We start from the raw sequence: 12,690 nt of genomic DNA on the forward strand, positions 1-12,690 counted from the left end.
AATTGCCACTCCACGATACCGTCGTTGGCGGGAAGTGGGCTGCCCAACTGGGCGAAATCAGGGGAGTTTGCGGCGCTGAGACGGGTCTTGTGAGCTTAACCACTAACCGGCGGTCTTCCCCGGCCAACCCACGAGAAAAGACTTAGAGTTCGATGCGGGAACACGATCAACATCGAAAGGGATCCTAGTGAAGAAGGCAATTGTAGTTTTCGAGGTTGAGGGCGGCTCCGACAAGTACATCGACGGCCACCGCAAAGACACCATGCCAATCGTCAACGCGATCAAGGACAAGGGCTGGCACGCAGAGGTTGTGTACTTCCGTCCGGAGTGGGCATCGGACCTCTTTGATTACGTCTCCGAGAACTTCGACGCGTACATCTCCCGCGTGAACCCGGGCAACATCCCGGGCGGCGAGAAGGGCTACTTCGACCTGCTCACCCGCCTGTCCGAGGCTGGCCTCGTCGGCATGTCCACCCCGGAGGAGATGATCTCCTACGGCGCCAAGGACGCTCTGGTGAAGCTCAACCAGACCGACCTGGTTCCGTCCGACACTGCCGCGTACTACGACGTGGAGTCCTTCAAAAACACTTTCCCGACCTCCCTGTCCTACGGTGAGCGCGTGCTGAAGCAGAACCGCGGCTCCACCGGTTCGGGCATTTGGCGCGTCCGTCTCGCGGACGAATCGCAGGCAGCCAACGTTGAGCCGGGCACCGCACTGCCGCTGGACACCAAGCTCAAGTGCACCGAAGCTGTGGACAACCACACAGAGGATCGCGAACTTGGCGAGTTCATGGATTTCTGCGAGCAGTACATCGTTGGTGACAACGGCATGCTCGTCGACATGCGCTTCATGCCGCGCATCACTGAGGGTGAGATCCGTATCCTCCTCGTTGGCCCGCACCCAGTCTTCGTCGTGCACAAAAAACCGGCCGAGGGCGGTGACGCGTTCTCCGCGACCTTGTTCTCCGGCGCGAAGTACACCTACCAGAAACCGGAGGAGTGGCAGGAGCTCGTCGACATGTTCGCCGAGGCACGCCCTGTCATCGCTGAGAACCTTGGCGGAGACAACATCCCGCTGATCTGGACCGCGGACTTCATGCTTGCTGACGATGACGAGACCGGCGAAGACACCTACGTCCTCGGTGAGATCAACTGCTCCTGCGTCGGCTTCACCTCCGAGCTGGACATGGGCATCCAGGAGATGGTGGCTGACGAGGCCATCAAGCGTGTCGAGGAAAAGCACTCCGCGTAGCGCTTCTGCTTGACGACGATTGAAGCCCCGGCTGCGGCCGGGGCTTTTCGCGTGGCGGCGGGCTTAATTGAGCAGGTAGCCGGGTTGGGACCAAAGCTGAGCGAACTTCTCGGTGTCCCCGGCGACCGCTTGCACGGTGCCGTTTTGGGCCGTGAGATCCACCGTGTAATGGTCGGTGATGCCTGCGGCGGTGGCACCTCCGCGCTCGCCCCACGTGAGGCGAACCTGGCCGTCGTCAAGCATTTCAATGCTCTCTACCTTGGTAAAGAGCCGCATTTCGCCGTCGGGCTGGCCGTTGACGTAGAGCGCTAGTCCTGTTATGTCCATAGAGTTTTTGGACGTGGAGTCTGTGGGGTTTTTGGACGCGTTTAGCTGATCATCGTTGTGGTCTGCGTTTTGGCCGTGGCTTGGACAGGTTCGGTTGAAGCTGTGGTGGTTGGCGGTGTTTCATTCCTTCGACCAGGTTGATGTTGATTTGCCCGCCGGGTGGCCTGTGGCTCAGTGTGATCGGGAGCGGCACGCTGAAAAGAAATTCACCGTCGTGGGCTGTGAAGAACTCGGCGACGTTGTCGGCTGTGACCGTGGTGTAGAGCAGACGATTTTTGAATCTCAGGCCGATGTAGATGCCGTGGGCGAGCACGCGGACAACCCCGTCTTTGCTTACTCGGAGTTCGTCTGGGATGCCCCAACTGTTTGTTGATCGTGTCGTCGGCATCGTTAATGTGGGGGTATCGGTGGGAGGTAAGCCTTGCTGAGCTGCCATGTCATCGATGCTGGCCTCGGGTGAAGTTGCCGCTTCCTCGGGGCCGTTTGTCGCTATGAGTGCTGCTTGCGGGTTGTGCGCTTGGTTGAAAGTGACCACGCGGGCCCAAACATTTTCAGGATCAAGCGGATGCGTGGGTGGTGCTGCCTTGGGGAAGGTGTCGAAAGCTTGGCGTGGGGTGATATGCATTTTGCCCACCAGCAGCGATTGGTGGCGTCGTCGCTCGTTGTACACCTGGCGGTATTCAACGAGGTACGAGTTGACCTCAGCAAGGCTGACCGGGTGGCGCGCGTCTAGGAACTGAATCAGGGTGCGGTGGGAGCGCTCGTCTTTTCCCTGGGTTGTGGGAGCAAACCCAGCAATAGCAAGAACACCTTCGCTGGCAAGCCACACTTCAGTAGCGGAGAGATGACCACGGTGGTAGGTGGCGAACGCCTCGCCGCTATCGGAGAGGATCTCTTGGGGTTTGCCGTAGACAGCAAATGCCTCGGCTAATGCAGCGCGCGCATCAGTACCGTTTTCCGGCAAAGCGAATGCTTTGGTACCTACATCGAATCTGCTGGCGTCGTCGATGACCTGGTAGATCGTCACGTGTGTTGCGCGGTCGTGTCTAGTAACACCGTGGTGAGTATTGAGTAACGCATTGGTGAGCATCCAGTAACGGTCCGGGGGAGGATTCTGGTGACCGCGTGACTTCAGGGCACGCGGCGTTACCAGAGGAGTCTGATTGTGACTGACTACCGGGCGGTAATGGATCAAGTGCTGAAAGGTTGGTCTGTCCGCCAAATCTGTTCGAGTTTGCGGTGCTCGCACACCACTGTGCAAAAAGCCCGCGGTGCGCTGGTGGAACACAACATCACAACGCGTGAGCAACTTCGTGGGGTTGCTGATCATGAGCTGGCGGACTGGTTCGTCGACGGGCGCAGCCATGCTCAGGGGGATTTCGTCCCGATCGATTTCGACGCTGTCGCCAAGGCGCGCACCGGGCGCAACAAGGTGACCTTGCAGGTGCTGTGGGGCCGCTACACCGCACAGTCTGCGGGCACAGGCCAGCGGTATTACAGCTACGAGCGGTTTCGCCAGCTTGTGGCTCAACACGTTGATGCAGCCGGGCTGACCGCCAGGATCACCCATGCCCCAGGCCATACGATGCAGGTGGACTGGGCAGGCACGAAGATGCCGCTGGAGGGTGTCCGATTCTTTGTGTGCGGGGGCTTGGTTTACAAGTAGTCCGCGAATCGGTCGGGGTAAGCCACGGCTAGTTGGTTGATGGCTTGTTTCCACCCGGTGGCTTTCGCTCCTTCAATATAGCCGTTGCACTCAACGTCGCGCTTGGCTTTCTTCGCCCGCTGCGCAGCGCGCTTGTCCTCGATGTTGCAGATCATCAACCACAGCGTCTTCAACGCCGCGGTATCGTTCGGGAACTGGCCCCTGTTACGGGTAGCTTTACGCAGTTCAGCATTCAGCGACTCGATCGAATTGGTGGTGTAGAGCACCCGCCTGGCCGCAGGCGGGAACTGCAGAAACGGCACGAACCGCTCCCAAGCGTCGCGCCAGACTTTGACCGACTGGGGGTATTTTAGGCCCAGCTCACTGGCCTCGAAAGCATCCAGGCTGGCGCGTGCCGTCTCCTCATTGGGAGCGGTGTAGACCTCACGCAGCGCGCGAGAGACGCCTTTGCGGTCCTGATACGACACCCACCGGTTCGCCGCCCGAATCAGGTGCACGATGCAGGTCTGCACCATGGAATTCGGCCAGGTTGCCTCCACGGCTTCTGGCAGGCCTTGGAGCCCGTCGCAGCAGACAATGAACACGTCCTGGACCCCGCGGTTGGCCAGATCTGCGCACACCGATGCCCAAAATGCGGCGCCTTCATTGTCAGCGATCCACAATCCCAGGATGTGCTTGATGCCGTCCATGTCGACACCAACCGCCATGTAGCAAGCCTTGTTGACCACGCGGTGGCCGTCACGGATCTTCACGCGTAGCGCGTCGAGGAAGATCACTGGGTAAAACTCGTCGAGCTGGCGGTTTTGCCAGATCATGACCTCTTCTAAGACCGCATCGGTAATGGTGCTGATCGTATCCGGGCTCATATCCACCCCCAGGGTGGTGGCGAGATGGTGCTGGATATCTCGCACGGTCATCCCGCCGGCGTACAGCGAGATAATCATGTCGTCGAGCTCTGTGAGCCGACGGGAGCCTTTGGGCACCATCTGCGGGGTGAACGTGCCCGCGCGATCCCGTGGCATCGTGACCTCAACAGGGCCGTAGCCGGAATCGACGGTCTTGGTGTACGACCCGTTTCGGTGGTTGCCACCACCAGCATCTGTTACCTGGGCTTTCGCTTTGCGGTCGGAGTGTTCGTAGCCCAAATGGGCATCCATCTCCGCCTGCAGGCCGGCGTTGATCGACGCCTGCAAAAGCCCCTTGACCAGCTCGCTGGCGTCGTCGGTGGAGGTGGACAGCTCCCCGATGAGCTTTGCGAGCTCGGGGTTATCCATCAGCTTCTCGCTGATCTCGTTGACCCTGGACGGGTCGTGGCTTTTCTTCGGTGACACAGTAGTCATTATCGGTGAAACTCCTTCAGATCAGAGCCTCACACACAAACTTCCTGGCACCCTCTGCCGCTGTTTGACCCCACCGGCGGGCAAGGCTTGCAGGTCAGCATCTTTGTCGCCTCGCTGCCGTATTCGGGCATGGTATTCGCCTGCGCGTGCGCGGATGAGCGCCAGGACGCGTGGCTTGCAGCCCATATCCGCGCGTTCGAGTACTTCGGCGGGGTCGCCGAGGTCATCGTGCCAGATAACGCCTCGACAGCCTCGAACGCGATCAGTGCCGCGGATAAAAATCGCCGGGTCAACTCCACCTACGAGGAGTTTTTGGAGCACTACAACACCGCCGCGTTGCCGGCCCGCGCGAAACGACCCAAAGACAAGGCCAGCGTCGAAGCCGCAGTCAAGATCGTCACCCAGAACGTCATCCACGCACTCGATGGCCACCAGTGCGTCGGGATAGACGAGCTCAACGCAAAAATCACCGCCCTGGTCGATGGGATCAACGCTGCCGAACCGTTTCGCGGCAATGCGACGAGCAGGCGCGCATTGTTCGATCAGTTCGAACGCGACGTGCTCACCGCGCTGCCTACAACACCGTGGCAGCGCACCGAATGGAAACGCGCCAAAGTCGCGCCCAATTTCCACATCAGAGTGCACAACGTGCATTACTCGGTACCGCACCAACTGGTGGGCCGCACCGTGGACGTGCGTATCACCGGTGACAGCCTCGCCGTCTTCGACGCCGGGCAGCGTGTGGCCACCCACCAACTCGCACGTGTCCGCGGGGTGTACGTCACCGACACCGACCACATCCCGGCGAACATGGGTGACACCCGGGGGTTGTGGACAAGCGAGTACTTCCTGCGCGAAGCCGCCAAAATCGGGCCGGCCACCCGCCAGGTGATCTTTGAGCTCATCGAAACCAAAGCGATCCCTGCCCAGGCGTACCAAGCGTGCCGCAACGTGCTCAACATGGGCAAACACGCCAACAAGCCAATCCTCGAGGAGGCCTGCCGGCGTTTGGTGTCCACCGACGGCGTCAGGCGTGCTGTGTCGTATACCGCGGTGAAAAACATGATGGCCGCCGTGCGCAAAGACACCTCCACACGACCCACAGGCACTGACCTTTCAACCGATCTGCCAACAAGCAGACCCACCCGTGACGTGCCTACCCCGACAGCGCGTGACACGCGCGGCGCCTACCTCGGTGGTGCCGCCCAGTTCAGCCTCGAAAACCTCACCAAGAAGGGATCTGCATAACCCATGCCCCGCCCACAACCAGCATCAGCATCCGCCCGCTTCCTCGACGAATCAGTCCTGCCGATCTTTACAGATCTGCGGATGACCGCCTTCGGACAAAGTGTTATCGACATCGCCGCCGATCCCGCATTCGACGATTGGAGCTTCTCCGACAAAGTGCTCTACGCACTCGATAAAGAGGTAGCGGCCAAGCGTGAGAGGCGAGTCAACAAACTGCTCAAAGCATCCCGATCGCCAAATCCCGATGCTTGTATCGAAGACGTCACCTACACGCCCGGCCGCATCATCAACAAAGAGCAAATCACCCGACTCGCTCACTGTCAATGGTGCCAAAGCGCACAAAACATTGTCATCCTGGGTAAATCCTCCGTCGGCAAAACCTACCTCGCCCAAGCACTGCTCACCGCGGCGTGCCGAAACGACTACTCCGCACGCTTCTTCCGCACCGACACACTCGCCAACCACCTCGCCGTGCTCAAACACGACGACCCAGCCCGCATCACTTTCCTCGAAGACCTCCACCACACAGACGTGTTAGTCCTCGACGACTTCCTCACCACCCCAATCGATGCCGCCACCGCACACCAGCTGCTCAACATCCTCGCAGAGCGCGAACCCCGCGGATCCACCATCGTGACATCCCAGTTCACACCCGACGAATGGTACAAATCCATCCCCGACGCCGTCATCGCCGAATCCATCCTCAACCGACTCGTCGCCGGCGCCGAAATCATCACACTCGAAGGCACCAACATGCGACTGACCCCATAACCCCCGCCACCAACCCAAACGCCCGGGCGTTACTCGATACTCACCCGGGCGTTACCGGAAACCCACCACGCCGTTACTAAAAACGTGGTCTAAACAGTCACGTGAGTGTGGGCGTGGTCGAACAGCCGGTAGACCAGACCGTCGATCTGCCACAGCTCACCAACGAAATCGCGGGCGAATCGTTTATAGGAGCTGCGCGGGCGTTTACGGGCATTGGCTTCTACAAAACCCAACTCATGAAGCCACAACGCGATGGTGGAACGCGACGGGGTGCGATCAGGACCAACGGAATCGAACAAGTAGTAATAGATCGACCACGGGCCGTAATCCAACCCCTGTTCCATCAGATGTTGCCGAGCGTTGACGACTGCGATTTTGTCGGCGCCATCAAACTTTCTCGCCGGGTTCTTCGGGGCGGTCGAATCCGGCAGAATGCCCGATCGACCCTTCTGGGCAACCCGTTTTTTGATGTTGGTGTAGGTCTGACGCGAGATGCCCAATTCTTTGCAAAACTGTGTGATCGTTTTGCCGTCGCGGACCGGATCGAAATCAGCGACCTTTCTGCGCTTGTGCAATGGAATAGCCATCGGACTATTCCACCGCCGCACGCGTCCAAAAAGCCTCTAGACATCATGCCCAAAAACTTCCTGGACTCCATGTCCAAGAAGTCCCCAGACATCACAGTAGAGCGCTAGTCCGTCACTGATGGAGGCGCCGGTGCCTGCCGGCCCGTCTTCGCGGCCGAGTGAGCCGCGGAAGGTGATCCAGCTCAACGGGGCGCACGGATCGTAGTGATTCTCGATGTCTTCGATCCAGTAATTGGTGTCGGTGTGATTCTCGGCTGGCATGCGTCCCGGAGCGGTGCCGGTGGCGTATTGCTGGCGTGGGTCTGTGGGCGGCGTGGTGCAGTCGCCAGCTGGGGTGGTTGCCCCGGCCGGCGGGGCTGCGGTGTCGACCTCGGTGGTGGGTTGCTGCGTGACTGTCTCGACTGTCGCTTCCTGGGTGACCGCTTCCGTCACCGTTTCCGGCGCCGACGTTGCCGCTGAAGTCTCAGCGGTGGTGTCGTCGGTGGCGCTGCACGACGCAATCGCGAGCGCCGCCGGAACTGCAATGAGTACTTGGGTGGCTAATTTGAGTCGCGTCATGCCCCTCAAGGATAGGTGCTTCGCCACCTTTGCTGGCTCCGTATCGGTGAGCACCGGGCAACAATGTCGGATTCCGCCTGGTAGCAGCTCGCCTGTGAAGTCTCTGCCAAGTCAGTAATGGCCTCTATGTCAGCCCCAGTTTTCCGCGTTTTTGGGGTCCAGAGGTTTGCGATGTGCTTCGCTGACTTGCCGTCTCCACTATGCAGCCGGGGGCTTACCCCCTTAGAATGCATTAAGCAAAAGCTCAAATCAGTGATGAAAGAAGGCAGGACCCATGTCCACTCCGTTCAACCCTAACGACCGTGACCCGAATAAGGACGTCTCGTCCCAGCCGTTCGGTGCTGGCTCCTCCGACTCGCAGTCCAGCCAGCCGACCTGGGGTTCCAACAGCACCGGCTCGTCCCAGACTGGTTGGGGTTCCTCCGACTCGAACTCGTCGCAGTCCGGCTGGGGTGCATCCGATTCCAACAGTTCCCAATCTGGCTGGGGCGCATCTGACTCCAGCAGCTCCCAGTCCAGCGATTCTCCGTACGGTCAGTCGCAGTACGGCCAGAGCCAGTCCCAGAGCGGCCAGGGCAGCCAGGGCAGCCAGTACGGTCAGACCCCAGCCTACGGCCAGTCCGGTTTCGGGCAGGCGGGTCAGAGCTACGGTCAGTCTGATTACGGTCAGTCGCAGTACGGCCAGAGCCAGTCCCAGACTCAGGGTCAGACTCAGGGGCAGACTCAGGCCTACGGCCAGACGCAGGGTGGCCAGTACGGTCAGACCCAGGGCTTCGGCCAGCCTTACAGCGGTTTCCAGCAGGACGGTGGCAGCGCGAACAACGCGGCCCAGGGCCAACGCCAGAACTTCTTCAAGGCGTTGTTTGATCGATCGTTCGAGCGCTCCTTCACCCTTGACTTCCACAAGACGCTCTTCACCATCGCGCTCGTGTTTATCGGCATTTTCTGGGTGCTTGGTCTCATCGGTTCTCTGTCCACTTTCACCGAGGGGGCTGGTGAAGGTGTGCTGGCACTTGTCATGTTCCTGATTCTCGGTACCTTCGGCGTGCTGTTCTGGACCATCATGATTCGTGTCAGCCTGGAGTTTTACGTGGCAATGATGCGCACGCAGCGCGATGTTAAGCGCCTGGCTGAGGACGACACCACCTCCAGCACCAGCTAACCTTTTCTTTACGACGAACCCCAAGCCGCGTGAACGCACGCAGCTTGGGGCTTCGTTTTGCCCTGTCTAAGTGGAGCGGGCTGGTCGGTGATTTCCGCCGCGGTCCCGGCCACTGTCTCAGACCATTGTCTCAGACCACTGTCGGTCACCGGAAGTCGATGGTGCCGAAGATACGGTTGGCTCAGCCCCCGGGTCTGGGGCGTTCGAGCAGGGAACCAAACCAAATGCAAGGAACCCCCATGGGTGTCACCTGCGGCTAAACATTTGAATCGAGAAGGGTTTCCACGCTGGCCGGGTCCGCGTCGGAAAGCATCTGGCGGCAGCGGTCGTACTCATCAGTCTCACCGATGGCTTTGGCAGCCAGGGCGAGCATCGCGATCGCTTTGAGCACCGGCTGGTTCGCCTCGTGCGTTGCAGGCACTGGGCCCCAGCCTTTCCAGCCGTTGGCGCGCAGGCGGTCAAGGGAGCGGTGGTAGCCGGTGCGCGCGTACGCGTAGGCAACGATCGGGTCGCCTTCTGACAATTCCTTCTCCGCGCGGGCGGCCCAAACCGCCGGGGAGTTGGGGTGGGCGTAGACCGAGGCGTCGTCAAGCAAATTGCTCTTCGAAGCGGGGTCTTCCGGGAGTTTCACGGGTGGGGGAGCGAGCATGTCGTTGATGTCCATGGGTGCGAAGCTAGTCCCAGAACGCGCTCGCGTCGAGGCCGAACTGATAGAGCGCGCGGCGCAGAAACGGCATCGAGAGGCCGATGACGCTAGTCGGGTCGCCGTCGATGGAGTCGATGAACCAACTGCCTAGAGCCTCGAGGGTGAACGCGCCGGCGCATTCAAGCGGCTGTCCGGAGCGCGCGTAGGCCTCGATGTCGGTGTCGGATACGTCGCCGAACTGGATGGCGGTGCGCACAGTGTGCTGCACCCACTCGCCGCGGTACGTCGCGGCATGGCCGGTGAGCAGGTGCGCGGTGCGGCCGCGCTGGGCGCGCCAGCGTTCGATTGTGGCTTCGACGGTGTGGGGTTTGCCGAGCAGCTCGCCGTCGAGGAGCAGCATTGAGTCGCACCCGATCACCACATCGTCGGGGTGGCCGGGCGCGATCGCGTCGGCCTTTGCGCGGGCGAGCGCGGCGACAACGTCAGCTGGCGCGGTGCCGCCGAGTGAGGCGATCAGCGCGTCCTCGTCAATGTCGGCAGGTCTCAGGAGGGGAGACACCCCACCTTGCTCAAGGAGCATGCGTCTCGACGGTGATTTGGACGCCAGCACCAGCCGCACAGCGTTAGAAGTAGGCAACGTTGCCAAATGCGTGCGGGTTGTACACCGCACCTTGGTGGTGGCTCGGGCGAGGTGCGCCCCAGCCGTTGCGGTCGGCCGGATTCTGGGCTGCTGCCCGTGCGGTCTGCTCGGCCTGCAGGTCAGCGATGACGGTGGTAAGCGCCGCAAGCTCTTCTTCGTTCAGGTGTCCCTTGGTCACGGTGAACAAGGGCGCAGCGTTTGGTGTCGTCATGGTGAATCTCCTTTCACCGAGGATTCAGGCTCTGCCAGCTTACGGTGGCGTAGGTTTCTAGAGGGGGATGTTACCGTGCTTCTTCGTTACTGGGTAGATCACTTTGCGCTCGAGGAGGCGCAAACCTTCAAGCACCTGCGCCCGGGTCTGGTGTGGCTCGATGACCGCGTCCACGAGACCGCGCTCGGTAGCTACGTACGGGTTGAGGTACTCGGCCTCGTACTCCGCCGCGTCCGTACCGATCGCGGTTGCCGCCGTTGGGGCATCAGCCAGCGCGATCTGAGCGGTAGGCCACGCAAACACCAGGTCCGCACCCAGGCCCTTCGAGCCGAGGACGGCGTAGGCGGTGCCGTGCGCCTTACGGGTAATCACCGTGATGGTGCCAACCTGGGCCTCGGCGAACGCGTACGCAAGCGCGGCAGCGCCAGCAGCGGAGCCGGCTCGCTCCTCTTCCGCTGACGGCACGAAACCGGGGCAGTCAACGAACTGCACGATCGGCAGGTTGAACGCGTCGCACGTGCGGATAAACCGGGCAGCCTTGCGCGCACCGTCGTAAGTCAGGCAGCCAGCAAGCACACTCGGCTGGGTGGCGACAACGCCCACTGCGCGACCGCCGATGTGGGCGAATCCCGTGACCACGTTTCCGGCGAAATCCGCGCCCACTTCAAACAGCTCACCGTCGGTGACCGCGGTGATGATGTCGGCGACGTCGTACGCCGCAGCGTCGTCGTCTGGCATAAACGTATCCAGATCGAGATTCTGCGCTTCGACGCCGGCGGCACCAGAATCGGCACCGGTTGCGCCCGTATTTAACCCCGCCCGGCCCGCGCCACCCGCAGCCTGGCCAAGCGGCGAGCCGGCCAGGTTGTTCAGCGGCAGATAGCCGACCAGGCTACGCACCTGCTCAAGCGCATCCGCATCACTTGCCGCAGTGAGGTGCGCAAGCCCGGACTCAGCCGCGTGCACGCGGGCGCCGCCAAGCGCATCCGCGTCCACGCTAGCGTCACCGGACACCGCGCGAACCGCTTCGACATCGGTGAGGTGCAGCGCAGCACCGTCGACCATCACAGTGAGGTCCGCCAGCGGCACCGTCGCCGCCGCCAGCCCAGCCGTGTCGCCAGCCACGACAGCGATCTGCGGGATCAACCCTGACGCCACCGACGCCGCGCGCAGCAGCTTCGCCTGCATGTGCGCGGTCACGATGCCTTCTTGCCAGCGCGGGCCCGCAGAGTTGTAGATGCCGATCACCGGCACGCCAGTCTTGGTAGCCAACTCGTAGATCTTCAGCATCTTTTCGGCGTAAACCTCGCCGACTCCGCCGTCGAAGATGGTGCCGTCCTGGGAGAATACGCAGACCCGGCGGCCGTCGATAAGCCCATAGCCCGTAATTACCCCATCGGTGGCGGGCTTGGTGCGGTACATCTTGTACGCCTCGATGCGGTGGCGGGCCAGCGCGTCCGTCTCCACGAATGTGCCAGTGTCGAGGAGCTGCTCCACCCGCTCGCGCGCGGCGCGATCCGCGTCTTGTCCGACCGGCGCTTGCGATTCCGCAAGACGGTTGCGCAAGTCCTCAATACGACCGGCAGTGGTGGTCAAGTCGGGTTTAGAAGTCATAGGCCTCAAGTGTAGAGATCGGGGTTTGCAACGCCACATTGCCCATCGTCCGGCCCTGCCGCGTGCGTTACGGCTCCTGCCAATTCAGCCCGCGGCGAATGCGGATCGGGCCCTTCACCGCGGCGATGTTGACCTCGCAGATCGAGGATTCCGGTTTGCGCGCCGCGAGCAGGTTGCTTATCGACGCCCCAATGACACCGCTATCCACCTCAGCCAAGATGCCCTTCCTTGTACACGCGCCATGCGGCGCGAATCATCGGGATCTGCAGGGGCAGGCGGGCGATTCCGAGCGCCTGTTGGGGCCACGACTTATCCCGCCACTGCCACGCCATGTAGAAGTTCGCGGGCCAGACTGCGGTGAGCAGTGCCGCAGAGAACAGGCCCCCGGCGCGTTGGATTCCGCGAGAGCGGCGGCGGTGGCCCGGGTTGGACTGCGGGCCGAGCGCGGGCGCGGCGAGCATCACCGCCGCCGCCAGCTCCGCCACGCCGGAGACGTACGTGTAGGTCCGCGGCGCGCCGGGCAGCGCCGGTGGCACAATCGCGTCGAAGACATCAGGCTTGGAAAAGTGCAGCGCTCCTGCGATGCCGAAGATCGGGATCAACGCGCGCGATGGAAAATGCATGGGGCCAGGCTAGCGGAGGAGGATGGCGCGGTGACCAAGATCGTC

The 12,690-nt window shown here is 61.6% G+C and carries 14 protein-coding genes and 2 pseudogenes; 5 read left to right on the forward strand and 11 right to left on the reverse strand.

Annotation, left to right across the window (positions count from 1 at the left end):
- Nucleotides 1-187: 187 nt before the first annotated feature.
- On the forward strand, nucleotides 188-1,252 hold the full coding sequence (locus tag CGLAUT_RS02620) for a Cj0069 family protein (RefSeq protein WP_290186148.1): 1,065 nt from the start codon (nucleotides 188-190) through the stop codon (nucleotides 1,250-1,252).
- Between the two features lie 63 nt (nucleotides 1,253-1,315).
- Here the strand turns inward: CGLAUT_RS02620 and CGLAUT_RS02625 are convergent, their stop codons facing one another.
- Both CGLAUT_RS02625 and CGLAUT_RS02630 read right to left on the reverse strand, forming a co-directional pair.
- Entirely contained in the window at nucleotides 1,316-1,579 is a 264-nt protein-coding gene (locus CGLAUT_RS02625; protein ID WP_290186149.1) for a hypothetical protein, read from the reverse strand.
- Between the two features lie 49 nt (nucleotides 1,580-1,628).
- Nucleotides 1,629-2,612: pseudogene (locus CGLAUT_RS02630) on the reverse strand (integrase core domain-containing protein); the annotation flags it as partial.
- Nucleotides 2,613-2,744: 132 nt separating this feature from the next.
- Here CGLAUT_RS02630 and CGLAUT_RS02635 point away from each other — a divergent pair.
- Nucleotides 2,745-3,245, forward strand: coding sequence for a hypothetical protein (locus CGLAUT_RS02635; protein ID WP_290186151.1), 501 nt, complete (start codon nucleotides 2,745-2,747; stop codon nucleotides 3,243-3,245).
- On the opposite strand, the gene CGLAUT_RS02640 is transcribed toward CGLAUT_RS02635, so the two are convergent.
- Nucleotides 3,236-4,585 carry an IS256 family transposase gene (locus CGLAUT_RS02640; RefSeq protein ID WP_290184376.1) on the reverse strand — a complete coding sequence of 450 codons (1,350 nt, stop codon included), beginning with the start codon at nucleotides 4,583-4,585 and terminating at the stop codon, nucleotides 3,236-3,238. The genes CGLAUT_RS02635 and CGLAUT_RS02640 overlap by 10 nt on opposite strands.
- 129 nt (nucleotides 4,586-4,714) lie before the next feature.
- On the opposite strand from CGLAUT_RS02640, the gene CGLAUT_RS02645 reads away from it, so the two are divergent.
- Entirely contained in the window at nucleotides 4,715-5,833 is a 1,119-nt protein-coding gene (locus tag CGLAUT_RS02645) for a Mu transposase domain-containing protein (RefSeq protein ID WP_290186152.1), read from the forward strand.
- A gap of 3 nt (nucleotides 5,834-5,836) precedes the next feature.
- Nucleotides 5,837-6,604, forward strand: coding sequence for an ATP-binding protein (locus tag CGLAUT_RS02650; protein ID WP_290185769.1), 768 nt, complete (start codon nucleotides 5,837-5,839; stop codon nucleotides 6,602-6,604).
- 92 nt (nucleotides 6,605-6,696) lie between these two features.
- Here CGLAUT_RS02650 and CGLAUT_RS02655 read toward each other — a convergent pair.
- Both CGLAUT_RS02655 and CGLAUT_RS02660 read right to left on the reverse strand, forming a co-directional pair.
- Nucleotides 6,697-7,191 (reverse strand): annotated as a pseudogene (locus CGLAUT_RS02655) (helix-turn-helix domain-containing protein); the annotation flags it as partial.
- Nucleotides 7,192-7,227: 36 nt separating this feature from the next.
- Nucleotides 7,228-7,749 carry a hypothetical protein gene (locus tag CGLAUT_RS02660; protein WP_290186153.1) on the reverse strand — a complete coding sequence of 174 codons (522 nt, stop codon included), beginning with the start codon at nucleotides 7,747-7,749 and terminating at the stop codon, nucleotides 7,228-7,230.
- 274 nt (nucleotides 7,750-8,023) lie between these two features.
- Between CGLAUT_RS02660 and CGLAUT_RS02665 the strand changes: the two genes are divergently transcribed.
- Nucleotides 8,024-8,911 (forward strand): DUF4282 domain-containing protein, encoded by an 888-nt coding sequence (locus CGLAUT_RS02665; RefSeq protein WP_290186154.1) that lies wholly within the window; start codon nucleotides 8,024-8,026, stop codon nucleotides 8,909-8,911.
- Nucleotides 8,912-9,167: 256 nt separating this feature from the next.
- Here the strand turns inward: CGLAUT_RS02665 and CGLAUT_RS02670 are convergent, their stop codons facing one another.
- From CGLAUT_RS02670 to CGLAUT_RS02695, 6 genes are all read right to left on the reverse strand, one after another.
- The gene (locus tag CGLAUT_RS02670; protein WP_095659356.1) at nucleotides 9,168-9,575 is read right to left on the reverse strand and encodes a DUF3151 domain-containing protein; all 408 of its coding nucleotides are present in this window, start codon (nucleotides 9,573-9,575) and stop codon (nucleotides 9,168-9,170) included.
- A 10-nt stretch (nucleotides 9,576-9,585) separates the two neighbouring features.
- Nucleotides 9,586-10,176, reverse strand: coding sequence for a Maf family protein (locus tag CGLAUT_RS02675; protein ID WP_290186977.1), 591 nt, complete (start codon nucleotides 10,174-10,176; stop codon nucleotides 9,586-9,588).
- A gap of 4 nt (nucleotides 10,177-10,180) precedes the next feature.
- Nucleotides 10,181-10,408, reverse strand: a complete 228-nt coding sequence (locus CGLAUT_RS02680) for an acyl-CoA carboxylase subunit epsilon (RefSeq protein ID WP_095659358.1) — start codon at nucleotides 10,406-10,408, stop codon at nucleotides 10,181-10,183.
- A gap of 57 nt (nucleotides 10,409-10,465) precedes the next feature.
- Entirely contained in the window at nucleotides 10,466-12,022 is a 1,557-nt protein-coding gene (locus CGLAUT_RS02685; RefSeq protein ID WP_290186155.1) for an acyl-CoA carboxylase subunit beta, read from the reverse strand.
- 67 nt (nucleotides 12,023-12,089) lie between these two features.
- The gene (locus tag CGLAUT_RS02690; protein ID WP_157731241.1) at nucleotides 12,090-12,239 is read right to left on the reverse strand and encodes a hypothetical protein; all 150 of its coding nucleotides are present in this window, start codon (nucleotides 12,237-12,239) and stop codon (nucleotides 12,090-12,092) included.
- Nucleotides 12,232-12,645, reverse strand: coding sequence for a DoxX family protein (locus CGLAUT_RS02695; RefSeq protein ID WP_095659360.1), 414 nt, complete (start codon nucleotides 12,643-12,645; stop codon nucleotides 12,232-12,234). Before CGLAUT_RS02695 ends, CGLAUT_RS02690 begins: the two co-directional genes overlap by 8 nt.
- Nucleotides 12,646-12,690 lie beyond the last annotated feature (45 nt).

The organism is Corynebacterium glaucum (genome assembly GCF_030408855.1).
Classification (GTDB): domain Bacteria; phylum Actinomycetota; class Actinomycetes; order Mycobacteriales; family Mycobacteriaceae; genus Corynebacterium; species Corynebacterium glaucum.